This window comes from Streptomyces griseorubiginosus (genome assembly GCF_001514195.1).
In the GTDB taxonomy this organism is placed as follows: Bacteria; Actinomycetota; Actinomycetes; order Streptomycetales; family Streptomycetaceae; genus Streptomyces; species Streptomyces griseorubiginosus.
On sequence record NZ_KQ948743.1, the window covers coordinates 18,886 to 44,260 of the forward strand.

At 69.1% G+C, this 25,375-nt stretch carries 16 protein-coding genes and 2 pseudogenes; 10 read left to right on the forward strand and 8 right to left on the reverse strand.

All coding sequences use genetic code 11. From position 1 onward, the window contains the following. Window positions 1-582 precede the first annotated feature (582 nt). Genes AQJ54_RS33620 through AQJ54_RS33645 form a run of 6 tightly spaced genes read right to left on the reverse strand, consistent with a single transcriptional unit; the run spans window position 583 to window position 7,479 of the window. Window positions 583-1,059, reverse strand: a complete 477-nt coding sequence (locus AQJ54_RS33620; RefSeq protein ID WP_248845486.1) for an adenylyl-sulfate kinase — start codon at window positions 1,057-1,059, stop codon at window positions 583-585. After that, window positions 1,043-2,335, reverse strand: a complete 1,293-nt coding sequence (locus tag AQJ54_RS33625; RefSeq protein ID WP_079070130.1) for an MFS transporter — start codon at window positions 2,333-2,335, stop codon at window positions 1,043-1,045. The genes AQJ54_RS33620 and AQJ54_RS33625 overlap by 17 nt, the downstream gene beginning before the upstream one ends. Beyond that, window positions 2,319-3,299, reverse strand: a complete 981-nt coding sequence (locus tag AQJ54_RS33630; protein WP_062243807.1) for a glycosyltransferase family 2 protein — start codon at window positions 3,297-3,299, stop codon at window positions 2,319-2,321. Before AQJ54_RS33630 ends, AQJ54_RS33625 begins: the two co-directional genes overlap by 17 nt. A 6-nt stretch (window positions 3,300-3,305) precedes the next feature. Next, the gene (locus AQJ54_RS33635; protein ID WP_062243809.1) at window positions 3,306-4,283 is read right to left on the reverse strand and encodes a dimethylarginine dimethylaminohydrolase family protein; all 978 of its coding nucleotides are present in this window, start codon (window positions 4,281-4,283) and stop codon (window positions 3,306-3,308) included. Further along, on the reverse strand, window positions 4,274-5,602 hold the full coding sequence (locus AQJ54_RS33640) for a sulfotransferase (RefSeq protein WP_062243812.1): 1,329 nt from the start codon (window positions 5,600-5,602) through the stop codon (window positions 4,274-4,276). Before AQJ54_RS33640 ends, AQJ54_RS33635 begins: the two co-directional genes overlap by 10 nt. Next, a complete protein-coding gene (locus AQJ54_RS33645; protein WP_062243814.1) occupies window positions 5,602-7,479 on the reverse strand; it encodes an alpha-galactosidase in 1,878 nt (625 codons plus the stop codon). Before AQJ54_RS33645 ends, AQJ54_RS33640 begins: the two co-directional genes overlap by 1 nt. Window positions 7,480-7,811: 332 nt before the next feature. On the opposite strand from AQJ54_RS33645, the pseudogene AQJ54_RS45265 reads away from it, so the two are divergent. Then, a pseudogene (locus tag AQJ54_RS45265) lies at window positions 7,812-8,026 on the forward strand (IS5-like element IS4811 family transposase); the annotation flags it as partial. Window positions 8,027-8,126: 100 nt separating this feature from the next. Further along, window positions 8,127-8,382 (forward strand): annotated as a pseudogene (locus AQJ54_RS47850) (IS1380 family transposase); the annotation flags it as partial. A 150-nt stretch (window positions 8,383-8,532) separates the two neighbouring features. On the opposite strand, the gene AQJ54_RS33655 reads toward AQJ54_RS47850, so the two are convergent. After that, a complete protein-coding gene (locus AQJ54_RS33655) occupies window positions 8,533-11,340 on the reverse strand; it encodes a DNRLRE domain-containing protein (RefSeq protein ID WP_062243816.1) in 2,808 nt (935 codons plus the stop codon). A gap of 321 nt (window positions 11,341-11,661) precedes the next feature. On the opposite strand from AQJ54_RS33655, the gene AQJ54_RS33660 reads away from it, so the two are divergent. The 5 genes from AQJ54_RS33660 (at window position 11,662) to AQJ54_RS33680 (ending at window position 19,124) form a co-directional block, all read left to right on the forward strand. Continuing rightward, the gene (locus tag AQJ54_RS33660; protein ID WP_079070133.1) at window positions 11,662-12,717 is read left to right on the forward strand and encodes a LacI family DNA-binding transcriptional regulator; all 1,056 of its coding nucleotides are present in this window, start codon (window positions 11,662-11,664) and stop codon (window positions 12,715-12,717) included. Between the two features lie 110 nt (window positions 12,718-12,827). Then, window positions 12,828-15,794 carry a glycoside hydrolase family 2 TIM barrel-domain containing protein gene (locus AQJ54_RS33665; RefSeq protein WP_062243819.1) on the forward strand — a complete coding sequence of 989 codons (2,967 nt, stop codon included), beginning with the start codon at window positions 12,828-12,830 and terminating at the stop codon, window positions 15,792-15,794. A 67-nt stretch (window positions 15,795-15,861) separates the two neighbouring features. Further along, on the forward strand, window positions 15,862-17,169 hold the full coding sequence (locus tag AQJ54_RS33670) for an ABC transporter substrate-binding protein (protein WP_062243821.1): 1,308 nt from the start codon (window positions 15,862-15,864) through the stop codon (window positions 17,167-17,169). Between the two features lie 99 nt (window positions 17,170-17,268). Beyond that, window positions 17,269-18,249: a carbohydrate ABC transporter permease gene (locus AQJ54_RS33675; RefSeq protein ID WP_062243824.1), complete on the forward strand. Its 981-nt coding sequence runs from the start codon at window positions 17,269-17,271 to the stop codon at window positions 18,247-18,249. Then, on the forward strand, window positions 18,246-19,124 hold the full coding sequence (locus AQJ54_RS33680) for a carbohydrate ABC transporter permease (protein ID WP_062243826.1): 879 nt from the start codon (window positions 18,246-18,248) through the stop codon (window positions 19,122-19,124). The genes AQJ54_RS33675 and AQJ54_RS33680 overlap by 4 nt, the downstream gene beginning before the upstream one ends. A 214-nt stretch (window positions 19,125-19,338) precedes the next feature. Here the strand turns inward: AQJ54_RS33680 and AQJ54_RS33685 are convergent, their stop codons facing one another. Beyond that, a complete protein-coding gene (locus AQJ54_RS33685; RefSeq protein WP_062243830.1) occupies window positions 19,339-21,546 on the reverse strand; it encodes an MMPL family transporter in 2,208 nt (735 codons plus the stop codon). A gap of 313 nt (window positions 21,547-21,859) precedes the next feature. Between AQJ54_RS33685 and AQJ54_RS33690 the strand changes: the two genes are divergently transcribed. The 3 genes from AQJ54_RS33690 to AQJ54_RS33700 all read left to right on the forward strand — a co-directional run bounded on the left by AQJ54_RS33690 (window position 21,860) and on the right by AQJ54_RS33700 (window position 24,485). Next, entirely contained in the window at window positions 21,860-23,239 is a 1,380-nt protein-coding gene (locus AQJ54_RS33690) for a flavin monoamine oxidase family protein (RefSeq protein ID WP_062032968.1), read from the forward strand. A gap of 51 nt (window positions 23,240-23,290) precedes the next feature. Next, window positions 23,291-23,779 (forward strand): SRPBCC family protein, encoded by a 489-nt coding sequence (locus tag AQJ54_RS33695; RefSeq protein WP_062243832.1) that lies wholly within the window; start codon window positions 23,291-23,293, stop codon window positions 23,777-23,779. Window positions 23,780-23,897: 118 nt separating this feature from the next. Next, on the forward strand, window positions 23,898-24,485 hold the full coding sequence (locus AQJ54_RS33700; protein WP_062032970.1) for a TetR/AcrR family transcriptional regulator: 588 nt from the start codon (window positions 23,898-23,900) through the stop codon (window positions 24,483-24,485). The last annotated feature ends 890 nt before the right edge of the window (window positions 24,486-25,375 follow it).

The window sequence follows — 25,375 nt, forward strand, 5'->3', positions numbered from 1 at the left end:
TTCGGCGACCCGGGCGCAGGTCGCGTCGGCCACGGCGAGCTTCCGCTCAGCCAACGCTGCGGAGAACCGCTGGTCGGCCAGTACTTTGAGCACATGCAGCGAACGGAGATGTCCGGAGGCCCTCTCCGCGCGGAACCGTTCCCTCGGATCCCCGTAGAGCTACTTCTCGGACTCGGCCACGCAACCGCCCACCTGCTTGCTCACGGTCCCGCCACCGGGGATCTTGACGGAGATCACCGGTACGTCGCGTCCGCCGTCCAGAGCCTTGTCGTAGGCCTGTCGCCGTTGCGCGGAGAGCGTGTTGCGGTAGGCGAGGTTGGGGTTGGCGGCCCGGCCCGCGGCATGCGTGCCACGGCTGCGGTCGTGGGACGCCTGACCGGCCGCAGGATCCCGAACACCAAACTCGCGTCGACGGCCGGTACGTCTGCGTCGAAGTATCGCTCGTTGCCGGTGTCTAGGTCTCGTACGACCAATCGGCCGCGCATGTCTGTTGCGTGAAGCACTGTCCTCTTGGGCCGCAGGGGTCACGCGTACACGCCAGAACCTTCACTTGCAACAGGCCCGGAGCCTGACCGGTGTCCTTCAGGCGGCGCCCACTACGAAGCGTTTCTCTGCCAGTAGCTCGAGCAGCAGCGAGGCTGGCTGGCTCGTGGTGGGTGCGGACGGTCGGATGACGAGGTCCGGGGCGCAGGGAAAGCCGTTGACTTCGGATTGGTCGGAGTTCGCTGTCGACGTCGTCATGTGCACGTGCAGGAAGTGCATGCCGCTCCTGCCGTGCCGTTCGCGTACGACTTCGCCGCTGTCCGTGTACGGCGCGGCCGTCGAGGACACCAGGACGATCACGCCGTTGCGCGCGAGGACCTCGGCGGTCAGCCCTGTCTGCCGCACGTCGACGGCTTCGAGTACGGCCACTCGCCGCCCCGCGCCGCGTAGTCGCTCGGCCACCGCATGGGCGAGGGGGGATGTGCCCGCGTCCGGCGATCCGGTGAGCCATACCGTCACGCCGCAACAACACTGCTCGGGGCGAACCAGCATGATCGGGTCAACCTCGTTTCGCATGGGGTGAGGTGGTGCGGCGTGCGCTCAGGTTCCCGGAGAAGGTCCACCAGAGCGTGCCGTAGGTGATCACGATGCCCGCGATGCACAAGGCCGCCTGGGGCGCGTCCATGGTTGTCGCGAGGCCTGCGGCCACAAGTTGGCTCACGCCGAGGGAGAGGGTGGAGAACATGAAGTCGACGCTGAGGACTCGCCCGCGGATGCCGTCCGGGGTGGCCGACTGCAGGGCGAAGGACGACAGGGTGGAGTTCATGCTGCCGCCGACGTGGGCGATGGCGACCAGCACAACGGCCAGTGGGAACCAGCTGACGGCGGAGAAGGCGGCGTAGGCCAGGCCGAACATGAGGGTCGAGGCCAGAACGAGCAGGCGAATTCGGCCCTCCCGCCCCCACAGGAGCCGGCGGCCCAGCACGGGGCCGATCAGCGCCCCCACTCCGCGGGCGGCGTACAGCAGGCCCACGCCGAAAGCGCCCACATGGAACACGGCGGCGCCCAGGGCGGGGAAGAGCGCCAGCACTCCGTTGCCCAGGGCGGTTCCCGGCTTGGTCAGCAGCAGCGACACGATGCGACGGTCGTGGCGGGCGAACGACGCGGTCTCGCGGAGATCGTCTTGCACCCTGCCCCGCGGCTTGCCGGCTCCGCCGCCACCGCAGGGCCTGCGCACCCGCTGGACCAGGGCCGCGGAGACGCAGAAGGAGACCACGTCGAGGGCGAAGCACCAGTAGATGCCGAGCGTGGAGGCGAGCAGCGCGCCCAGTGAGGCCCCCACCGCGAGCATGACGCCCCAAGCGCCGCCGGTGAGGGCGTTCGCGGTCAACAGGTCGGCCTTCGGGACCAGGTTGGGCAGCGCCGCGTTCGCCGCGGGGCCGTAGAAGGCCTTCACGCCCGCGACACCGCCCAGCGCGATCAGGGCGATCCACGCGGTCGACTCGGTCCGTACGAGGAAGAGGGTGGCGATGAACCCGGCGGACAGCAGATCACAGACGATCATCAGCCGGCGGCGGTCGACACGGTCGACGACCACACCGGCGTACGGGGACAGCGCGGCGATGACCAGCGTGTCGGCCGCGAGGACCAGCGCGCCCCACAGGGGGGCGCTGGTCAACTCCTGGAGCAGGGCCAGGAGCGGGATCATCGCGAACCAGTCCCCGCCCAGGCTGACCAGCTGGGACAGGTAGACGCGGCGGAAGTCGGCTTCCTCGCGCAGGAGTTGAGCGGCCGACCTCCGTCGGGGTGGAGCGGCCGGCGCGTTGTCCGTCGCGCTACTGCCCGTCAGCACGCAGTGCCTCGCGGAGTTCCTCGGACTTCCCTGCGAGGAGGAGAGCGAGCCGGTGCCTGTTCACCTCGGGCAGTCGCTCGATCACCTGCTCGTCCACCCGGGCGAGGAAGCCGCGGCCGAGTTCCAGGGCCGTCGCCATCGCGTCGTCGGTGTTCTCCAGCATGGCGAGCATCGCGATGCGCAGGTCACCGAGGCACATGTCACGCTCGTAGACGGGCAGCAGTTCGGGGGCGCGCTCGCGGAGGATCTCCCCGGTGACCACCATCATGCGCATCCGGGCCGCGATGTTGTCGGGCTCGTACAGGCGCTGTGTGATGGAGCGTTCCCCGGCTTCCCGGATGCGCCAGTGGTAGACGACCTGCCCGACCACATCGACCGACCGGGCCTCGATGTGGGCCCGCACGGTGACCGGCGCGTCCTCGTACTGGGCGAGAGAGAAGGCGAAGCGGTGCCGGTCCCAGAACGACCTGCGGAACACTTTGTTCCAGATCATCCGGTCGAGGATCAGATCCTGGTCGCGGGTGATGTGGGTGCGGCTGCGTGGGGCGGCGAAGACGTCGGCGTAGCGCGGATGCCGGTGTGTTCCGGAGGAGTCGAGGCGCCGGACGTCTCCGGACGCGAAGTCGGAGGCGGTGGACTCCAGGGATTCGACCAGTGCCCGGTAGGCCGTCGGCGGAACGACGTCGTCGGAGTCGGCGAAGGCCAGGTAGGTGCCGGTCGCACGCTCGGCGCCGGCGTTGCGGGCGGCGCTGAGACCCTGGTTGTGCTGGGTGACGAGAGAGAAGCGGTCGTCCTTGGCCACCCATGCGGTGGCGATCTGCGGGCTGGTGTCGGTCGAGCCGTCGTCGACCAGGATCACTTGGATGTCCTTGAGGTCCTGGTGGGCCAAGGACTCCAGCAGTTCGGGGAAGTAGGGGGCGACGTTGTAGAAGGGAACGACGACGCTGAGTGTGGGCGTGAGCATGGGGGGCTACCTCAGTCCTCCGGGTGTGCGGGCGAGAATTCCCGTGGCACAGGCGATTCCCCCTGCACCCTTGGTGAGTTCCGGTATCGGGACGCGGGCGACACACTCGACGCCGTGCCGGGACAGCAGGTCCGCCGTGGCGCGGGACCCGGTCGGCATGAGGACCGCCCGCGGCGCCACGGTGACGAAGTTGAACGCCAGGTGGGTGCTGACCTCCTCGGACTCGGGGATGTCGACGACCGTGAAGCCCAGCTCGCGCAGGTGCCGGATCTCCGCCTGGTCCATGATCGAGGTGCGGGCGGCGAGCAGGTCCGCGTCGAGGACCTGGAGGACCCCGAGCAGGTGCTGGACCCCGGTGGGCACGGAAAGCCGCAGGAGTCGCGCGCCCTGCTGGCCGGCCTCGTCCGCGATCTGCCGGGCCCCGGACTCGTTCGTGCGGGCGCCGAGTCCGACGGCGACCAGGTCGGAGCGCAGCCAGTGGGCGTCGGCGCCCTCGAAGACGCCGTCGGCGCCGACGGTGCGGGCCACCGGGATGCCGAGCCGGGCGCAGAGTCTGAGGGTCTGGAGCTCCTCGCCGGCCCGGACGGCGCTGGCCATCCGGGGGATCACGGCGCCTGCCCTGGTCATCCACAGCAGGTCGCGCGCGTACATCGCGTTGGCGCCGCGGTACGGATTGCTGCCGGGTGGCTCCGGGGCGGGCAGTGTGTGCACGGTGACGCCCAGCGTGCCGTACGCCTCGGCCAGCGCGTCCATGTCGCGGCGGAGTGCGGTGTGGTCGAGTCGTTCCAGGTGCTGGAGTGCGTCTGGCTCACCGGCGGTGAGGAGCGCGGCCGGCGGGCAGTGCAGGGCGACGTCGGTGAGACGGTCGAAGTCGCGGCTCACGCCGAAGGGCGCCCAATTCCCGCCGGCTGCGATGTCGTCCTCGTGCCGTCCGGGGCGGGCGCGCCAGCCCGGCCCGTGGTAGGCGGCCGCGGTCACACCCACTGGTCCTCCTCCCCCTTGCGGTAACCGAGTTCGTCCGCGACGTCGCGGACGCCCGGCCGGTCGACTGCGGGGAGCACGAGATCGGCCCGCTGCCTCCAGCGGGCCGGGCGGGGCCGCGCGGTCGCCATCACGACCGGGAAGCTCACCGGACGGGTCGGCTGCGGGATCCCCGCGAAGGCGAAGACGGACCGCAGGGTCCGCTCCCGGGTGGCGGGATCGAGGATCTGCTCGAACGGCACGCGCAGGACGTCGTCCGCGGTGTCGGGGCCCAGTGTGTCGAGGACGGACCGGTGCGCGCCCGCCCACTGGTTCGCGCACACCCATTCCAGCGGCTGGTCGACGAGCTTCTCCCATCCGGGGGGAATGTCGAAGTTCCACCAGCGCCGAGCGGCCTCGCCGAGCTCCGAGTACCCGTCGATCGACAGGGTGTGCTGGTCGGAGACGTCGTACGAGAAGAATCCCCGGTCGCGCCAGCCGTCGTAGAGCCCGTTCACGCTCGCGGCGGGGTTGCGGGTGAGGTGGATGACCCGTATGCGGGCGTTCGGCATCAGCCGTCGCAGGATCGGGAGCCGGTAGGCGTCGACCGACGACTTGATCACCACGGGCCGGCGCCGCAATGCGCCGCGATCGGCGGCGGTGCGGGCCTGGGGGACGACGAACGGCGGTTCCTCGATGCAGTAGCCGTCGTGGGGCAGGTGAAGGCCGGCGTCGGAGGCCGTGCTCCGGAAGGCGGGCGGTAAGTCGTAGAACGACGGATCGATTCGGGGATGGGTCGCGCGGAGGTGGCGCAGGACATCAGCGAACAGCGCGTCCGGCTCGTCGGGTCGTGCACAGGTCTCGGCGGTGCGGTCGACGGCCTCCCGTACGGTCGCGAACGCGATCTCCTCGAGCGGCCACTGGAGGGCGAGGCGCCGCGTCACCACGGCCGTATACCGCAACCGGTCCCCGACGGTGGCCGTGGGGCAGACCCGGCCCGATCCGAGGAGGGACATGAAGTCCCTTGAGAACGCCGTCCAGTCGAACTCCACGTCGGGCTCCAGGGCGTCGGAGCCGTCGCGGCCGCGGTCGAGCCTGTTCAGCTTGTACAGAGCGGTGTGCTCGCCGGCGATGGACAGCACGTCCGGCTGGTCGGAGAGGATCTGGTGGAGGAGGCTGCTGCCGCCGCGGGACGAGGCCACGATGGCCACGACGCTGCTGACGTGGGACAGGTCCGCGTCCGAGGCCGGCCGGCCGACTGCCGTGCTGTGCACCTCGTCCAGTGTGTGCCGGGCTGCGGCGATCGACCGTTCGCGGGCGGTGACTTCGAAAACAGGCACCATCAGAGCCGGACCTCACTCCCCGCAGTGCCTTCGAAGACGATGCCGCCACCGGGCGGGACGTCGATGGTCAGCGGGCCCCCCGGATGGTCGCGTCCGGGGGTGATCCGTTCGCCGGTCGGCGACAGGATGCTGAAGGAGAGCCCGGCGGCCTGTGCGTCCACCGTGAGCCGGGTCGCGTACCCGCCGTTGAGTACGACGGTCGGCCGGTGGACCCGACAGGAGGTGGCGGGCTGGAGCACGAAGACGACATCGCGCTCGTCGGCAGTGGCCCGCAGGACGCTGTGCGAGGCGTTGTCAGCGCGGCGGTGCCGCAGGAAGCCGCTGAGGTTGTCGGCGTAGAGCCGGTGATGCCACCGGAGCACGTCCTTGCTTTCCTCGGACAGTCGCGCGAAGTCCGAGCCGTAGGCCGGGATTCCGGCGGCCAGCATGGCGATGACCGTCACGGCTACGTCCGTCGGTGTGTCCCCCGGGCCGAACGTCTGGTAGTCGTTGATCGAGGCGGGCGTGTAGGCCTGCACATGCAAGGTGCGCAGGAAGTTCGTCCGCGGGTCGAACGGGGCGTCGCCGGCGCGCATACAGGTGCCGTACGGGGTGAGGAACGCCGTGCCGTAGTTCTGCTTGAGTTCGACGATGTAGTCGGGTGAGACCTGGCGGGTGCGCCGGTCGGCGTCCTCCAGCATCAGCTGTAACCCCATGAGCATGGAGTCCAGGTCGTGCTCGTGGTGCGGGCTTTCGCACCGCAGGTCGGGTATCCAGTTGAACAGGTCGTACTTGGCTCCGTGGAAGCCGTACTCCTCGACCAGCCGTACGCAGACGTCTGCCATCACCTTGCGCGCCTCGGCGTTCATGAAGCACAGGGAGTAGAACTGCGTCTCGCCCAGGACGGGTTCACCCGAACTCGGGGCGATGAGCAGGTGACGGCGGTCGGCTAAACAGTCGGCGGCGGGACCTACGGCGTGGGGGGCGCACCAGATGACGGCACGTGCTCCCATGTCGTCGAGACGGCGTACCAGCCCTCGCATGTCGGGGAACTTGGCGGGATCGGGCTTCCAGTCACCGATGTTCAGCGGGGTGTCGTACGCGGTGTCGAGGCCGGGGCCGAACCAGCCGTCGTCGATGATGAAGTTCCGGACACCGACATCCAGGCCGATCTTGGCGTTCTCCAGGACCATGTCCGCGCTGATGTCGTCGCTGGCCCAGTCGGTCCAGCTGCACCAGAAGGGTTCGAACGACTCCGTGACGATACGGTCGCGAAGCCCGAAGACGGTCCGGGTGTGCTCCGAGAAGTCCCTGAGAACGTTCATCCAGGGCCCGTGACCGCCGTCCTTCTGCCGGGTGAGGACATAGACGTGTTCGGTGACGGATCCGTCGGCGGCGGGCACGGATCGCGGCAGCGGATACTCCTCCGTGCCGCGCCGGATGCTCACCTCGACGCCGCGCGTGTGCACGTTCAGGGCGCGGTTGGAGACGGGTTCCAGGAGGCGAAGGTCTGTCTCGGCGAGGGCGCCGATGACCCCCATGGCCAGATCCACGTTCCCGTCCCGGCCGGTGAACATGTACAGCGGAACCTTCACGTCGTTGATCTTCGACTGGGCGAGCCTGCCGTACTTCCAGAAGCCCGTGACGTGCATCAGGTTCATGAACCACCGGCCGCTGTCCGGCGGGACGACCTCATCGAAGTTCCCCATCGGGGCGCGGAGCAGATACTCGAGCGAGACGATGCGCTCGCCACTCGGTGGATGCACGGACACCTTGAAGGGTGCCGTCCCGCTGACGCTGACATCGAAGTCGTCCTGGGCGACATCGGCTGCTTCTCCGAGCGCGAAAGGGCCGAACTGCCTTTCCGCTCCTGACTCGAGCCGAACGATCAGACGCATGTGTGGTACCGCGTTCATTGGTTGCCCTTCTGATGACAGAAGGCCCACTCGGGCGGTGAGCTCGAACTCTGTTACATGCCGTTCACGTTCCGTAGGCAACCATAAGCCAACATGACACGTCAATGATCTTGCCCAGATTCCTTACCAAATCAACAAACTTACATGAAAGTAAACATCGGGCGTCGCGGTCCGGCAGGAACTACGCGGGGACCGGGCCCGGGCTGGTGCGCAGGGCGAGGCACGTGGGCAGTGTTCGCCCTGGCCGCCCAGGAGCCTTGCCGCTCACCCCTTCGCCTTGGGCTTTGTGGTCCCGTCTGATCCCCGACACGTGGACCTGGGCGAGGACCCACCTTGACCTGACGCTCAAGACCATCAGCCACCCAAAGGACGCTGTCGACTTCGACATCCTGTCCGGCGCTGGGTGATCGAGGGTTCGATCGCCTGGATCATGCACGCCGGTCGTCACGCCCGGGAGTACGAACGACTCATAGAGCACTCGGAATCCTTGATCACCCGGGCTGCGATCAAACTGATGAGGCGCATCACAGGCCGGTCCTGGTGATCACACAGAGCGCGCGTTCCTGTGGTCCGCCTCGGAGGGCATGCGGGATCTCGGCATCCTGAGCGGCGGGTCGACCAGCCTCGGGCAGCTCACCTGCTTCGCCACCAACACCAAGCACACCCCGCTCGCCGAACTGGAACTGCGGCACCGCCGACGGACCCGTGCCGAAGACCGCATCCGCGCCGCACGGGCCACCGGCTTGCGCAATCTGCCCCTGCACGATGCGGCGCAGAACCCGCCGCCTGCGTCTGCGGCTGTTCTCCACCGTCGCCCAGTTCGTCATCACCGGCCGCCGCATCCTCCGCCTGGCACACCACTGGCCCTTCATTCCCGTGATTACCAGGCACCCCGAGGTGCAGGCGGATCAGCTTCACCGGTTCGGCCCCGTCAGGCGGGCTGCAACTCCACGCGGTGCATCACCTCGCGGCAGAAGGGCGTCAGAGCCGCGGCCGCGGCCGGCCCGCCCTGGGAGACGGACCGGCCTCACGGCGCTACGGGGTCACGGTCACCCCGGGCGCCATCTCGGCGGTTCCGTTGGTGAGCTTTCCGGTGCCCGTGGCGCCTTCGGAGCTGACGAAGCGCAGCTCGTGGTTGGTGCCGCCCGCGTTGCCGACGGCGAGCAGGAGCGTGGACTGGTTGGCCGCGTACGCGTTCTGGACGAAGGAGGTGATGTCGACGGTGATGTCGCGGCCATCGATGGCATTGCCCTGGTGGGTCCCGCCGCCCTCGGGGACGAGGGTCGAACCGAGGGTGAACGGGGCCGACTTCGCGACGGAGGAGGTCGTCGCGGTGAAGCTCGGCCGGTTCTGCCAGGTCATCGTGTTGACCGGGCAGGACGTGCCGCCGCCGGTGCAGGTGGTGTCGCTGACGGGCTGTACCAGGAGCTGGTCGGTGTCGGTCGACGGGACCGACGTATAGCGGTGGCCGACGTAGGTGAGATGGAGTGTCGCCTGACTCGGTGCCCTGGTGAGGCCGCTGAGGGGGAACTGGATGTAGGAGAGCTTTCCGTCCCCGGATCCTGTGGTGTACTGCTCCCCCATCAGGCCCACCCCTGTGTTGCGGGTGATGAGGGTCAGGTCCGAGGAGTTGTTCTTGGTCTGGTCGCCGGTCCACGCACCCACCCAGGTGTCACCACTGGTGAGCGCGCCGGCCTTGACGTTCTGAGTGTGGCCGCTCGCGTCCGTGAAGGTAGACGTCAGCGTGCCGATCCCGGTTGGCGCCAAGGGGAACTGGCTGCTGTATTCAACGAGCTTGCCGGCGACGCGGAGGTTGTTCAGCGTCACGTTCGTGGCACCGGTCAACGGGCTGCTGTTCGCCTTCTGCTGCGAGAACCACACGTTGTCGAGTGTGAAGGTGCCGATCGGGGCCCTGGTGTAGGTGTACGCGGCGCCCGAGCCGTCCGGGTTGGGGGCGTAGCCGTAGGTCGCCTGCTGGTCGGCGGTGATCGTCTGGGTGGATCCGTTGCCGCCGTTGAGCCCGATCGGCCCCTGAGTGAACCGGGAGGTGTCGATCGAGCTGTTCTTCACCACGATGCTCTGGATGCGCGGGTACGGGTTGGGGCTGTTGTGCGTGAAGATGCCGCCGGCCGCCGGCGACACGGAGTTGAAGTTGTCGAACGTGTAGTTGGTGAGCCGGTAGCCGTACGAACTCCATCCGATCCGGATCGCGTTGCCGGCGGCGACGGACCAGTTCAGCGTGTTGCTGACCGAGATGTTCTTCGAATCCGCGGTGTCCCAGTGGTAGTTGTCGAATCCGAGGGCGTCGGCGACGGTGTCGTGGGCGGCCACGGCGTTGACATATCCCTGGACGTCGGCGCTGGAGGTGCCGAGCTGGAAGTTGTTCCACACGCCGGAGGCCAGCGGGGTGAATCCGTCGCTGGGGTTGTAGTGGCCGGAGGCGAACGCGTCGTCGTTGCCGAGCGTGAAGATGCCGTTGGCGGTGATGTCCTGGCCGCTCGCGAAGTCCGTTCCGTCGATCCATGGCTGGCGGTACGGAGTGAGGGCCTTGATGTTGTTGAACGTCACCCTGCTGGCGGTGTGGGTCTCGTAGTTCCACTGCTTCGAGTCGCGCACGTAGGTGTCGTTGAAGGTGATGTCCGACGAGTGCATGACCATGACGCCGCCCTGGTGCTGGCTGCGGTAGGCGTCGTGCAGGTCACCGCTGCCGGAGGCGTTGTAGTTCGCCACGCCGTTGCCGTCGAAGACGCCGCGGCCGTCGATCTCGATGTCGCTCGAGTTGATGATCCCGACCGCCGGCTCGAACGCCTCCATGTACGCCTGGACGCGGTTCTTCAGCAGGGCGCCTTCGTCGGTGTAGATCTTCAGCTTGCCGCCCTTGAGCGTGCTGCCGTCCACGCCGTTGACGAGGAGACCGGACCACACGTAGGTGCCGTTCGGGAAGTAGAGCGTGTTGAGCGCCGTGGGGTTGGCCTTGATGGTGTCGAGGGCGGCCTGAAGGGCGTACGTGACGTCGCCCGCGGCCATGGTCCGTACATTCGGGTATCGCACGTTGACGCTGCTCGCGCTCACCAGGTTCCCGGCCGCGCTCTTCTGACCTGCGGGTATGGCGGTGCCGTTGACGGTCTTGCCCGCCATGGAGCTCGTCGTCGCGGCGGGCGCCTTCTGGGCCGCGCTGTTGGGGTGCGCGGCGAGGTACTTCGCGGCGAACTGCTGGAAGTTGAGGACTCCGGTCTGCAGGTTGACGCCGGAACCGTCCGGTGCGCTCGTGGTGTCCGGGCGCTGCGCCGGGGCTTCCAGGGGGTCGTTGATGACCGCCAGGTAGGGCTGTCCCGTGGCATTGGTCGAGTCGCCGTTGACCATCACGATCGCCTGGTTCAACCCGGCGGCGGCTGACATCTGGAACGTCAGGGTGTGCTTGTCCGCGCTCACCGAGACGCTGCTGGAGGGGTAGTAGCGGGCCGGATAGATGTTCACCGTGTCGATCGTTGTGCTGGGCAGCGTGACCGTGACCGTCGGCGTCCGGGAGTCCGACGCGAAGCGCGCGATGTCGAAGTTGTTGCCGTTCTGGGCGTACTTGACGGCCTGGACGGGCGTGCCGGCGACCTGCACCTGGTACTTGGTGGACGCCACGTCCGGGGACGTCGTCGTACCGCCTCCCACGCCGGTCGGTGCGTAGGTGTGGACGGTGGTGGCGGCCTGTGCGGGGACGACGGCGGTGAGCATGAGGCTCGCCGCCGTGACGGCAGCACCGGCGGCGGCCGCGATGAAGCGCATCGCGTGCGATCTGCGGCGCGCCGGGACGGGGTTCGGGTCGGCGTCGGAGCCGGCCGGTCGGTTCATGCCTGTCTCTCCTCCGGACGAGATCTTGCGAGGTCTGTTCAGGCGCTCGTCGCCCGCTGGGGACGGGGCGGAGCATGCGCTAGGGGGTCAGGGTGACAGGGGCACCGCGTTGACCGATCCATGCGATCAAGCGTGGCCGGGACGTTACTGGCGTATTTCCGGAGCCGTCAATGGTGCGCGCACGTCAAGTCGCGAAAGGAATCATGACCTGGGCCGGGCGACCCCAGCCTGCGACACAACGGCTGGATCACTGCCTTGGTGCAAGGTCTTGCCCTGCCGCAGCAGCCGTCCTACAGTGACGCCACTTTCGTGGATCGATAAATGTTTCGGGGAGACTACGTGGTGACCATGGCGGACGTGGCCGCGAGGGCGGGCGTCACCAAACAGACCGTCTCCAACGTGGTCTCGGGCAAGAAGGTGCGGCCGGAGACCCTGGCGAAGGTGAACCAGGCGATCGCGGAACTCGGCTACAAGCCGAACCTGGTGGCGCGTTCGCTGCGTACCGGCAGCACCTCGACGGTGGGGCTGTTCGTGCCGTCGGTGGCCAACGCGTTCTATTCGGAGGTGGTGGAGGAGGTGGAGAACCTCCTGGTCGGCCGCGGGTACAACCTGCTGCTCGCCACGACGCGCGACGATCCCGACTACACCCGGGTCCACTTGGAGAACCTCACCGCGCGCTCGGTGGACGCACTGCTGGTCGCCGGGGACAACGGCGTGGAACAGCAGCTGCCGATGCTCGCCGCCGCCACCTTCCCGGTCGCGCTGTTCGCCTGGGAGGGCGACCCGCCGACCACACTCCCGGTGGTGTCCATCGACTACCAGCACGCCGGGTTCCTGGCCGGGTCCCACCTGCGCGAGCTCGGCCACCGGAACGTCGCCGTGGTCGCCGACCTCCCCGCGCACACACCGCGTGTCGAGGGCCTGCGCCGGGCGTTCGCCCCCGACGGGCTGGACGACCGCAAGGTCTTCGCCTGCACCAGCGACGACGCCGCCGGCGGCTTCGACGCGGCCTGTGCGGCGCTGGAGGCGGATCCGGAGCTGACGGCGATCTTCGCCACCCATGATGTGCTGGCCGTCGGTGCCATAGAAGCGGTGGTCCGGTCCGGGCGCCGGGTCCCCGAGGACGTCAGCGTCGTCGGCTTCGACGACATCGCCCACGTGGGGCGGATCCGGCCCGCACTGACCACGGTCACCTTCCCCAAACGCGAGATGGCCCAACAGGCCGTCGAACTCCTGCTGCGAGCCGTCGACTCCGGCCGGCCGCCGACCAACGTCGTATCGCTGCTGCGCCCGACGCTGACCGTCCGGGACAGCAGCGGCCCCGCCCGGCAGGACGGCCCCACCCCGCACGACGGCCCCACCCGGCACGACGGCTGAGCGCCTGGCACCGCCTGACCTGCCACGGCCCACGCCATGGGCCGCAGGCGCCGTCCTTCCCGGCCGTCCCCCACCACCACCGGGCCTTGCGAGAGGAAACACGTCTTCTGATGAACAGCCTCGACCCTCACGCCTACGTCGAAGACCGGTCGCCGGGCACCGGACGGCTGCGGCCGCGCGCCGCGTTCGCTTCCGACCTGCCCACGATCGCACTCGACGGCGACTGGAGATTCCGACTGGCGTCGAACCTTGACGACCTCACGGGGGACTTCGCCGCGCCGGACTTCGACGACACCGCCTGGGACCTGCTGACCGTGCCGTCCTGCTGGCAGATGACCGGCCTGCCCGATGAACTCCGTTACGGTGCCCCGGCCTACACCAACGTCCTTTACCCGTTCCCGGTCGACCCGCCGCGGGTGCCCCGGCAGAACCCGACCGGCGAGTACCGCCGCGAGTTCGAGGTTCCGGACGGGTTTCCGGCCTCGGCCGCGGTGCTCCGGTTCGAGGGCGTCGACTCGGCGTTCGCGGTGTGGCTCAACGGGACCCGGCTCGGCGACGGCAAGGGCAGCCGCCTGACCACCGAGTTCGACGTGTCCGCAGGTCTGCGGCCCGGCCGTAACGTCCTCGCGGTCCGCGTGCACCAGTGGTCGTCCGGCAGCTACCTGGAGGACCAGGACATGTGGTGGCTGTCCGGGATCTTCCGGTCGGTGACCGTGGCCGCCCGCGGTGTCGAGGACTTCTTCGTCCAGGCCGCTTACGACCACACGACGGGGCAGGGCACCTTGTCCGTCGACGTCACGGCCCCCACCCGGGTGTCCCTGTCGGTGCCCGAGCTCGGCATATCCGCCGCCGATCCGGCGGGCCCGCACGTGATCGACGGCATCGAGCCCTGGTCGGACGAGCAACCACGCCTGTACGACGGGGAACTGGTCTCCGAAGCCGGGGAGCGGATACCGCTGCGCATCGGCTTCCGCACCGTGGCGGTCGTGGACGGCGTCCTGACCGTGAACGGCAGGCCGATCTCCCTGCGGGGCGTCAACCGCCACGAATGGCATCCGCTGACGGGGCGGACCCTGACCGAGGACACCATGCTGACCGACGTGCTGCTCATGAAGCAGCACAACGTCAACGCGGTGCGCACCAGCCACTACCCGCCCGACCACCGGTTCCTGGACCTGTGCGACGAACACGGCCTGTGGGTGTTCTGCGAGGGCGACCTGGAGACCCACGGCTTCGAACCCGGCGGCTGGCGGCGCAACCCCAGCGACGACCCCGCATGGCGCGAGGCGTACCTCGACCGGACCGCGCGGCTGGTGGAACGCGACAAGAACCACCCCTCGGTCATCGTCTGGTCGCTGGGCAACGAGTCCGGCACCGGGGCCAACCTGGCCGCCGCGGCCGAATGGATCCGGCGGCGCGACGCCGGCCGCCTCATCCACTACGAGGGCGACTTCGCGAGCTGCGCGTACGTCGACCTGTATTCCCGCATGTACATCGATGCGGCCGAATTGTCCGCCGTGGGACGCGGCCAGGAGGCACCGACGGCCGATCCGGCCGACGACGCGCACCGCCGCGCCCTGCCGTTCGTGCTGTGCGAGTACGGACACGCCATGGGCACCGGCCCCGGCGGGCTCTCCGAGTACCAGCAGGTCATCGAGGCACATCCCCGCCTGGTCGGCGGATTCATCTGGGAGTGGATCGACCACGGCATCGCCCGGCTCACCGGGCAGGAGGACCCTCACACGTTCTACGCCTACGGCGGCGACTTCGGCGAGGAGATCCACGACGGCAATTTCGTCGCCGACGGGCTGCTCTTCCCCGACCGCACACCGTCGCCGGGACTGGTCGAGTACAAGAAGGTCATCGAACCCGTCCGGGTCCACATCGACCCGGCGACCCGGCAGATCCGCGTGCACAACCTGCACCACGTCCGCGACACCCGCTATCTGGACTTCCAGTGGACCGTCGAGGACGGGGGCGAGCCGGCCGGCTCCGGCCGCCTGACCGTGCCCGCGACCGCACCGGGCGCGACGACGACCGTCGACTGGCCCGCCGACGTCACCGCCGCGCTCGACGCGGCACGCAAGAACGCATCCGGCGACGAGGTGTGGCTGACCGTCACCGCGGCGCTCGCCGCCGACGAGACCTGGGCCGCGGCCGGTCACGAGATCGCCTGGGCGCAGGGCCTGGTCGTCGCTCCGGCCGTTCCGCCCGTCCCCCTCACGCCGACACCGGCGATCGCCCACGACGGGAACATCACCCTGGGCCCCGCGCGGTTCGACGCCCTCAGCGGAGTGCTGACACAGCTCGGCGACCTTGAGCTCGACGGTCCGAGGCTGGACGTCTGGCGGGCCCCGATCGACAACGACCTGCTCAGCGCATTCGCCGAGCCGCAGATCGGCGCCTGGCTCGCCGCCGGACTGCACCGGATGCGCCACGACGTCCTGGGCGTCGAGCCAGGCGCACAAGGGCTCACGGTCACCGCCCGGCTCGCCGCCGCCGGATCCGCCTCCGCACTCGACGTCGTCTACCGCTGGACGGCCGGCGACGGACCGGAAGCGGGCCAGGCCCGGCTCCGCCTGGAATGCACCGTCACCCCTGACGGCGCCTGGTCGGTGCCGCTGCCCCGGCTGGGGATCGCGATGTCGCTGCCCGGCACCGACGCCGAGGTCGAGTGGTTCGGCCTCGGTCCCGGCGAGGCCTACCGCGACTCCCGCACCGCCGCGCGCACCGGCCGCCACCGGTCGACCGTCTCGGCGATGCAGACCCCCTATGTCCGCCCGCAGGAGAACGGCAACCGCCACCAAGTCCGCCGCGCCCGGATCACGACCCCGGACGGCACCCTGCTCATCACGGGCGACCCGGTCATGGACCTGACCGTACGTCCCTGGAGCACCGCGGCCCTGGCTGCCGCGGCCCACCAGCACGACCTGGCCGGCGACGGCCGACTCCATCTCCACCTCGACCACGCCCACCACGGACTCGGCAGCGCGGCCTGCGGCCCGGGCCCGTCGGCAGCGGACGTCCTGGCCGCCGTCCCGACCGTGTTCAGCGTCGAGTTCAGCACCGGTCGGTAGGCGGGCCTGGCCGCCCGCCCACCGACAGTCCAGCAAGTCAGTCCCCGTCACGAAGGGTTTCGCTCACATGGACAGCACCACCATACGCAGCCGCAGACTCCTGGCGCTCGCCACCGTGACCGCCCTCGCGTTCGGCGTCGGCGCGTGCAGCAGCGACAAGAAGGACTCGGCCGAGGGATCGGGCCAGGCCGGGCCGGTGAACATGGAGTTCTGGGGCTGGGCCGGTTACGAGAAGATCGTCGACCAGTGGAACGCCTCCCACCCGGACACCAAGATCACCTTCAAGAAGATCCCGTCGGGCCCCAAGGGCGGCTACACCCAGATCAGCAACGCGCTCACCGCCGGCAAGGGCCCGTGCCTGGCCCAGATCGAGTACCAGAACATCCCGTCGATGCTCGTGAAGAACTCGGTCATGGACATCACGCAGTACGCGAGCGAAGGCATGGACAAGTACATCCCGTCGGCCGTCTCGGCCTCCAGCGTCGGCGGCAAGATCTACGGGGTCCCGGTGGACGTCGGCCCGATGGTCCTCTTCTACCGCGAGGACCTGTTCGCCAAGTACGGCATCAGCAAGCCGCCGGCCACCTGGGCCGAGTACCAGGCCGACGCCGAGAAGGTCACCACCGCCGGCCCCGGCGTGAAGTTCGGCACCATGCTCGGCGACGCCGGCAGTTTGGCGTCCTTCACCTTGCAGACCGGTCAGTCCTGGTACTCGACCAAGGGGGACAGCTGGACCGTCAGCATCGACAACCCCGGCACCCGCAAGGTCGCCTCCTACTGGCAGGACCTCAAGGACAAGGGCCTGGTGGCGAAGACCGGCAGCGCCTGGGACCCGCAGTTCAACAAGGCCTCCGAAGCCGGCAAGGTGCTGACGTTCGTCGGCGCGGCCTGGGCCGCCGGTGGTCTGAAGTCGGACCTGGCGAACCTGTCGGGCAAGTGGCGGGTCGCCCCGATGCCGACCTGGGCGGCAGGCGACGGCAAGAGCGCCAGCAGCGGCGGCTCGGCCACCTCGGTGATGACCGGGTGCAAGACGCCCAACGAAGCAGTGCAGTTCGCCGATTTCCTGTCCAGTGACCCGCAGGCCGTGAAGACGGGCATCGAAGGCGGGCTGTACCCGGCGTCGAAGGCCGGGCAGGAAGACCCCTCGCTCACGGGCGGTGACCCGTACTTCGGCGGCCAGAAGGTCGGTGACGTGTACAAGGCCTCCGCCGCGCAGGTGCCCAGCACCTGGACCAACGGCCCGACCTTCCAGCAGGTCGAGACGGACTTCACCGGTGCCATCGGTAACGGCACTCTGCCGGACGCGGTCACCAAGGTCCAGGCCTCGACGGTCGCCGCGATCAAGAAGCTCGGACTGTCGGTGACCAACGGCTGAGGCAGCGGAACTCCAGCCGCCCCGAAGGATTCCCGCGGCCCTCCGTGTCCAGCGCCGCGGGAACCGCTCCTTGACGACGAACCGCCCAGCGAGGTTTCCATGAGCAGTCCCAGCAGCACCCGGACCGCGTCACCGCCGCGGCCGGCGCCCGCGGCCGTCCGCCGCGTCTCCCCCGCCAGTCGGCCGCGGCGCACCGGCCGCCGCAGCGGGTTGACCGCGTCGGGTTTCCTGGCGCCGTTCGCGGTGCTCTTCCTGTCCATGATGGTCGCGCCGATCTGTTACGCGATCTACCAGAGCTTCTTCACCGTCCACCGCGCGGGGCTGTTCGGCGGTGCGCAGTCCACCGAGTTCGCGGGACTGTCCAACTACGCCGACGCCTTCAAGGACCACGACTTCATCGCGTCCATCGTCCGGGTCGTGCTGCTGGGCTGCGTCCAGGTCCCGGTCATGCTGGGCCTCGCCCTCCTGCTCGCGCTCCTGCTGGACTCCCGCTCGGCCCGGCTGCGCAAGACCTACCGGCTCACGTTCTTCCTGCCCTACGCGCTGCCCGGTGCCATCGCCGCGGTGATGTGGTCCTTCCTCCTGGTCAAAGACCTCTCGCCGTTCACCGGACCGCTGTCCCACCTCGGGATGCACACCGACTTCCTGTCGCCGTCGTGGGTTCCGGTCTCGATCGGGAACATGATCACGTGGGGCTGGACCGGCTACAACATGCTGATCATCTACTCGGCGCTGCAGACGATCCCGGCCGAGGTGATGGAGGCCGCCGCGCTCGACGGCTGCACCGGCTGGCGCCTGGCGTGGGCGGTGAAGATCCCGCTGGTGCGTCCGGCGCTGGTGCTGACCACGGTCTTCTCCATCATCGGAACGGCGCAGATGTACACCGAGCCGGCGGTGCTGGTCGGTGCGCGCATCCCGGGCGTCGACCCGAAATTCACCCCGATCATGAACACGACCCTGGGCATGGACGTGGGCGGCCAGAACCTGGCCGCAGCCGAGTCCGTCGTGCTCGCGCTGATCACCCTCGTGCTGTCGTTCGGATTCCTCAAGTACAACCAGCACAAGGGAGCGATGGCATGAGCGTGATCGGGGCCGACCGGCCGACCCGACCGGCGCGCCGCGGCGCCGACGTCGCGAGCAAGGCCGTCGTCAACGGCGTGCTGGGCCTGATGGCCCTGTACACGCTGATCCCGCTGTGGTGGCTGTTCGTCTCCTCGACCAAGGCCTCGGGCTACCTCTACACCGGTACGCCGCTGTGGTTCTCCCACTTCGACCTGGTCACCAACATCAAGAACGTGTTCAGCTTCGAGGACGGCATCTTCTCCACCTGGCTCGCCAACAGCGCGCTGTACAGCCTCGTCGGCGCCACCGTCGGCACCCTGCTGTCCGCGATGGCCGGCTACGCGCTGTCCAAGTTCACCTTCCGCGGCCGTGAAAGCGTCTTCAACGTCATCCTCGCCTCGGTTCTCATCCCGGCGCCGATGTTCGCCCTGCCGTTGTTCCTGCTCATGGCGAAGCTGGACATCACCGACTCGTACTGGTCGGTGCTGCTGCCCAGCTGTGTCAGCCCGTTCGGCGTCTACCTGTGCAGGATCTTCGCCGCGTCGTCCGTCCCGGACGAACTCCTGGAGGCCGCACGGATCGACGGAGCAGGCGAACAGCGCACCTTCTTCCGGATCGCCCTGCCGCTGATGTCCCCGGCACTGGTGACCGTCTTCCTGTTCCAGTTCGTCGCCATCTGGAACAACTACCTGCTGCCCTCGCTCATGCTCAACACCCCTTCACTGCAGCCCGTCACGGTGGGCCTGGTGCAGTGGCGCGCGGAGTTCGCCAACGGAGTGCCGCCGCTGGTGCCGATCACCGGTGCGTTCCTGTCGCTGATCCCGCTGCTCGTCGCCTTCGTCAGTCTTCAGCGGTTCTGGCGCAGGGGCCTGACCGCAGGTGCCGTCAAGTAGCGCGGTCACAGCCCCCGTTCAACCAGAGGCGTGGCGGCCTCTGTCCTCGCGCGATCAGGTCGAACCCGTACAGCATTCCCCTGCCGCAACCGTCCACCGTGCAGCCCCGTCAGGGGAGTTGTCACTCAGGCAGGCGTTTGAGCACCAGCGGGCGGTTGTGCGGTGATCGCCGCACAACCGCCCGCTGGTCGCCGGGCCCGCCGGGCCCGCCGGCTCAGGATGCCGAGGTGAGTTCGGCAGGGGTCTTGTCGGGTCCGGATGTGTCCTTCTCAAGGCTGCTGCCCTCGACATCGAGGTCGGGCAGCAGTCGGTCCAGCCAACCGGGGAGCCACCAAGCCCGTCGTCCGGCCAGGGCCAGGACCGCGGGGACCAGGGTCAGGCGTACGGCGAAGGCGTCGATCGCCACGCCGACCGCCAGCGCGAAGGCGATGGGCTTGATCAGGGCGTCGTCCAGCGGGAAGAAGCCCGCGAAGACGGTGAACATGATCAGCGCGGCAGCGGTGACGACGCGGACACTGTGCCGGGTGCCGTCGACGATCGACTGCCGGGCCCGGCCCGAGTGGGTCCATTCCTCTCGTATCCCGGAGACGAGGAACACCTCGTAGTCCATGGCGAGTCCGAAGAGAACGCCGATGAGGATGATCGGCAGAAAGCTGACCACCGGACCGGTGTGCGGAACGCCCAGGGCATCTGCGAGCCAGCCCCACTGGAAGAGAGCGACGACCAGGCCGAGTGAGGCGGCCACGGAGAGCAGGAATCCCGCCGCGGCCTTCAGCGGGACGACGAGCGAACGGAACACCGTCATCAGCAGGACCAGGCTGAGTCCGACGACGATGGCGACGAACGGGAGCAGGGAGTCGCCCAGCCGCGTCGAGACGTCGATGTTGACGGCGGTGGTGCCGGTGACGGCGACAGAGGCGCCGGTGGCCGTGCGCAGGCTGGACGCGCTGTTGCGGATGTCCCGGACGAGTTGGTCGGTGTGCATGCTGTCGGGCCCGGTCTCGGGGATGACAGTGATGACGCTCTGGCCGGGGTCGTGGGTGGGTTGGGGCGGGAGTACCGCCTTGACGTCCTCGAAGGTGCCCAGCCGCCGGGCGACTTGAGCCGCCGCCTGGTCGCTGTCGCCGTCGTGGGTCCTGGTCAGGATGAGCAGGGGGCCGTTGAAACCGGGGCCGAACTTGTCGCTCACGGTGTCGTACGCCGTCCGTTGGGTCGAGTCCTTCGCGGCCGATCCGTCGTCGGGCAGAGCGAGCCGCAGGTCGGCGGCGGGCAGGGCCAGGGCGAGCAGGACACCCGCGGTGCCGAGGACCGCGAGCAGGGGCCTGGCCACGACGGTCCTGACCCAGCGGGCGCCGAGTGACGGCTTGCCGCCACTCTCCTCGGCGTCGGTGGCCCGGGGCGTGGCTCCGCTGTCGGCCGTGGGTGCGAGCTTCGCTCCGGCGAAACCGGCGAGTGCGGGGAGCAGGGTGATCGAGGCGAGGACGGCGACGAGGACGGCTCCGGCGGCGCCCAGGCCCATCGTGGTCAGAAAGGGAATGCCTATGACGCTCAGCGCGGCTAGAGCGATGATCACGGTGCCGCCGGCGAAGACGACCGCGCTGCCCGCGGTGCCGTTGGCGAGCGCCACGGACTCCTGGGGTTCGGTGCCGCGAGCGAGTTGCCGGCGGTGGCGGGAGAGGATGAACAGGGCGTAGTCGATGCCGACGGCCAGCCCCAGCATCAGCGCGAGGGTGACGGCCGTCGAGGAGATGCCGACCACGGGTGTCAGGGCCAGCAGCCCGGTGAGCCCGACCGCGACCCCTGCCAGGGCGGGCAGCAGCGCCATGCCGGCGGCAAGCAGGGAGCCGAAGGTGAGCACGAGGACGAGGACGGCGACGATCACGCCGATGACCTCCGAGGCGCCCACGTGCACACCCTTGCTGCTGAACACCGACCCGCCCACCGACGCCGTGAGGCCTTGGCGTTCAGCGGTCTTCGCCACGTCTTGGAGAGCGTTGACGGAGGCGCTGCTCACCTCGGCGTTCGGCACGGAGTACTGCACCTGAATGATGGCCGTGGTCCGGTCCCCCGAGACGGCCCCCGAGGTCCGCGGATCCACCACCGCGCTGACCTGTGGTGCCCTGTCCGCGGCGGACACGGCCCGAGCGATCGCCGTGGTGTAGGGCGTCTCGGAGACGCGGTGCCCCTTGGGTGATGTGAGAACGATCTGGGCGTTTGCGCCGGACACCTGCGGCAGGGTCGAGCGCAGGGTGTCCAGCGCTCGCTGCGACTCGGTGCCCGGGACGGAGAAGCGGTCGTCGAGCTTGCCGCCGAAGAGGCCGACGCAGGTGACGAGCGCGGCGAGGACGGCGAGCCAGATGCCGAGGACCAGCTTGCGGTGGTGGTAGGCGCGGTGGCCCAGACGGTGGAGCAGGACGGCCATGACGGGCTCCTGTGCGTGAGGGGAAACAGCGGCGCCGCAGAGCAGGCGCACAGATCGAGAGGGCGACGACCTCCACTCGATCATACGACTTTATCAACTGCTCAAGTCAAGCGACCAGCCTTCACGGGGAAGCCAGGTTCGCTCCCATGGAATGGTCCTGAACAGCAGTGATGTACGCAGTCAGTTAACTGAATAGTCAGACCTTGTCACTCGACAAGGTCGTGTGTATGGTCATCCTCGTACCGGCCCCCGCCGCCCACTGGCGGAGCGGCTCACGGGCGCTTCCACGCCTGGACATCACCGAGGAGTGACCATGAACGACCACTGGAGCCACAAGAGCGACGTCGTCGTGATCGGCGCAGGTCTCGCCGGCCTGAGCGCGGCGCGGGACCTCGTGGCGGCCGGCAAGTCGGTCGCCGTACTGGAGGCACGCGACCGGGTGGGCGGGCGTCTGCTCAACCACGACCTCGGCGACGGCCAGGTCACCGAGATCGGGGGCCAGTTCGTGGGACCCACCCAGGACCGCATCCTGGCCCTGGCCAAGGACGTCGGCGTCGAGACCTACCGAGCCGAGGTCCCGGGCGAGAACGTCTACGTGCACGACGGCCGGTCCAAGCGCTTCTCCGGGCACACGCCCCCGGACCTGCTCGCTCTTCCCGACATGGGTATCGCGTTGGCCCGCATCGGCAAGGCGGCCGCCAGGATCGACCCGGCGGCGCCCTGGAAGGCGCCGAATGCGCTGGAGCTCGACGGCATGACGTACGAGACGTGGCTGCGCAAGGCCGAGATCACCGGCGGCGGCGTCGACCTGGTCAACATCTTCCTCAACTCCGCCTACGGCGGCGAGGCGCGCGACGCGTCCGCACTGTTCAGCCTCTGGTACGTGGCCACGTTCGGCGACGAGACGCACCCGGGCACCATGGAACGCGGCACGGGGACCACCGGAGGCGCCCAGGACAGCAGGTTCGTCGGTGGTTCACAGCTTGTCGCCCAGCGGCTGGCGGTCGAGCTCGACGGACGGATCCACCTGTCGGCGCCGGTACGGCGCGTCACCCAGGACTCCACCGGCGTCACCGTCGTCTCGGACGCCGGCGAGTGGCACGCCGAGCAGGTCATCGTCGCCATACCTCCGCTGCTGGCCTCGCGGATCGTGTGGGATCCGCTGCTGCCGCCACAGCAGGACCAGCTCTTCCAGCGGCTTCCGTTCGGCACTCTCATGAAGTGCGTGGCCGTCTACGACAAGCCCTTCTGGAGGGCGGAGGGCCTGTCGGGCATGGGCCTGCTGCGAGGCGGCTCGCCGATCCGCGAGATGTTCGACAACACCCCGCAGGACGGCGGACCGGGAGTCCTCATGGGCTTCCTCGGCGGCAAGGAGTGGCGCAAGTGGGCACACCGGCCCGCCCGTGAACGCCGCGGCGCCGTGCTGCGCTCCTTCGCCCAGGTCGTCGGGGAGCGCGCCTTCGAGACCCTCGACTACGTCGAGCAGGACTGGACGGCCGAACAGTGGACCCAGGGCGGGCCCACCTCCATCGCCGCTCCCGGCGTGCTCACCTCCTACGGCGAGTGGATGGGCCGCGCCTTCGGCCGGGTCCACTGGGCGGGCGCCGAGTTCTCCCCGTACTGGAACGGCTTCATGGACGGCGCCGTCCGCTCCGGCCAGGACGCCGCCGCCGAACTGCTGGCACAGAGCTGACCAACCCAACCACCCACACCGGCCACCGGCCACCGAGCGAGGACCGCGTCCATGAACACGTACACCGTCACCGAAACAGCCGTCATCAACGCCCCCGTCGAACGGGTCTGGGAGGTCATCTCCCGCACCGACCGCTACGCGGAGTGGGTCGCCGGAGCGATCGAGGTCACCGAGCACCACGGGGTGGCCGCCCTCGGCAAGACCTACGCCGAACGAAACCGCACCGTCGGGCCACTGCGCACCAACTCGGTGTGGACGGTCAAGGAGATCGACCCGCTCAGGCGCCGAGTCGACACCGGCACCGGTTTCGCACCCTTGCAGCAGGTGACCAGCATCTTCGAACTCCGACCGACAGTCGGCCGGGACGGCGGCGCCGAGGCGACGGAGATGACCTATCAGGTGGAGTACGCCATCGGCCTCGGTCCGATCGGGATCCTCATCAACGGCTTCCAGGAGCCCGGCATGCGGGCCGGGATGCGGACATCCATGGCCAACCTCGACCGGCTGATCCGGTCCGAGGACTCCTCGCTCGCCCGGTGAGGAGCGTTCTGCCCTGGTCGGCGGCGGTACCCTTCCCGCCGGCGCCGACCAGTCCGCCGGCCCGGACCGACCTGGTCGTACGACCCGTTCGAAAGACTGAGTCGAATAGAATGGCCTCATGGCTCACGTGACCGCGGCCGAACGCCGCCCCCAGCTGATCAAAGCGGCGATCGACCTCATGACCAGGGAGGGCGTCGCCGCCGGCAGCACCAGGGCCATCTCCGCCGAGCTGGGTGTCGCCCAGGCGACCGTGCACTACACCTTCGGCACCAAGGAGGAGCTGTACCGGGCCGTCATGGAACAGCTCACCGAGGACCTGGTCTCCCAGGTCGAACAAGCCGCGCCCACGCACGGCAACTTCGAGGAGTCCCTCTTCGCACTCGCCGAGGCCCTCTGGCAGACCGTACTGAGCCAGCCGGAGTCCTACCAGCTGCTGACCGAACTGACCCTGTACGCCCTGCGCACCCCGCACCTCAGCCAGGCCCTCGACAACCACTTCGCCGGGATCACCGCCGTGACCTCCCAGCTCATCGAGCAAGCCGCCGACCGCACTGGTCACCGTCTCCAGCAACCCACCGCGACCACCGCACGGTTCTTCCTCGCCGCCTTCGACGGCATGAGCATGCAGCACCTGTCGATGCCCGACGAGAAGGCCGAACAGGCCTGCCTCAAGGCGCTCGTGTCAGCCGTGGTGGCCATGGCCTGATATCCGTACGGGCCGGGCGATGCTCCTCGCACACCTGCGTGCGATCCCTTGGTGGCGGGCCACCCAACTCCGGTCCGGGTCGGGGTCCGTCACTGGTTCGCCGTGACCGTCGGCCGCGCCCTGCCGGCCCCTTGCTCGGGCATCACGTCCCGCAACAGGCCCGGTCCGCGTGAGCACCACCGCCTCCGTCCGGAGGAGCTCTGCCTGTGCTCTGCGCCGTGGCAGGGCTGCGCTGTCCAGTCATGCCTGACGTCCATCGGACTCGTTTCACCATCGGCGACTTGAAGGTCGATGCACCGCGCGAAGGAACTCCGCGGTCGTTCGCACGTACCGGGTACGCCGTGGAGTTTCCGGTGTTGCCACGCACGGACCCTCCCCCGACTGCCCAGGACCACCCCCTGCACGCCCTCCCCGACGGCAGTCGGGGCATCGGTTCCCGCTGCCTCGCGGTCTGCGTCTTCGCGAGGCGGCGCCGACGCGCCGGGCGCGGGCGCGGGACGTATAGAGGACTGCACGGGGCCTCGGGAGGCTCGGACTTCTGACAGCGGACCTGTCTCCGCCCCCACGACTGCACCGGTCTACCGGCATCGCCACGCCGCCGTGGACACCGGTCGACCACCCAACGCCCTTTCAAAAGGCGCCAGTTGACCCGGACACGAATGTGCTCCACGTCACCCTGCAACCAGTGGAGATGTGCCCCCTGCCGCGCCGTCGACCTGGCATGCTCATGCGCACCTACTGACAGGTAACAACCGCCGCGCACTGCCCCACCAACAGGTGCGCCGCCCGACCACGCCCACCCCCTCACGTAGTCGCTCTCCGGAATGCCGCCCTGGCACCTACGCCGTGCCACGACGTCATTCCTTCCTGCGGCACCCCCCCCCAGCCAC

Excerpts from the sequence above, each read along its gene's own strand:
- AQJ54_RS33620 (WP_248845486.1), bottom strand. The coding sequence starts at position 1,059 with ATGCGAAACGAGGTTGACCCGATCATGCTGGTTCGCCCCGAGCAGTGT.
- AQJ54_RS33630 (WP_062243807.1), bottom strand. The coding sequence starts at position 3,299 with ATGCTCACGCCCACACTCAGCGTCGTCGTTCCCTTCTACAACGTCGCC.
- AQJ54_RS33640 (WP_062243812.1), bottom strand. The coding sequence starts at position 5,602 with ATGGTGCCTGTTTTCGAAGTCACCGCCCGCGAACGGTCGATCGCCGCA.
- AQJ54_RS33645 (WP_062243814.1), bottom strand. The coding sequence starts at position 7,479 with ATGCGTCTGATCGTTCGGCTCGAGTCAGGAGCGGAAAGGCAGTTCGGC.
- AQJ54_RS33655 (WP_062243816.1), bottom strand. The coding sequence starts at position 11,340 with ATGAACCGACCGGCCGGCTCCGACGCCGACCCGAACCCCGTCCCGGCG.
- AQJ54_RS33660 (WP_079070133.1), top strand. The coding sequence starts at position 11,662 with ATGTTTCGGGGAGACTACGTGGTGACCATGGCGGACGTGGCCGCGAGG.
- AQJ54_RS33665 (WP_062243819.1), top strand. The coding sequence starts at position 12,828 with ATGAACAGCCTCGACCCTCACGCCTACGTCGAAGACCGGTCGCCGGGC.
- AQJ54_RS33670 (WP_062243821.1), top strand. The coding sequence starts at position 15,862 with ATGGACAGCACCACCATACGCAGCCGCAGACTCCTGGCGCTCGCCACC.
- AQJ54_RS33675 (WP_062243824.1), top strand. The coding sequence starts at position 17,269 with ATGAGCAGTCCCAGCAGCACCCGGACCGCGTCACCGCCGCGGCCGGCG.
- AQJ54_RS33680 (WP_062243826.1), top strand. The coding sequence starts at position 18,246 with ATGAGCGTGATCGGGGCCGACCGGCCGACCCGACCGGCGCGCCGCGGC.
- AQJ54_RS33685 (WP_062243830.1), bottom strand. The coding sequence starts at position 21,546 with ATGGCCGTCCTGCTCCACCGTCTGGGCCACCGCGCCTACCACCACCGC.
- AQJ54_RS33690 (WP_062032968.1), top strand. The coding sequence starts at position 21,860 with ATGAACGACCACTGGAGCCACAAGAGCGACGTCGTCGTGATCGGCGCA.
- AQJ54_RS33695 (WP_062243832.1), top strand. The coding sequence starts at position 23,291 with ATGAACACGTACACCGTCACCGAAACAGCCGTCATCAACGCCCCCGTC.
- AQJ54_RS33700 (WP_062032970.1), top strand. The coding sequence starts at position 23,898 with ATGGCTCACGTGACCGCGGCCGAACGCCGCCCCCAGCTGATCAAAGCG.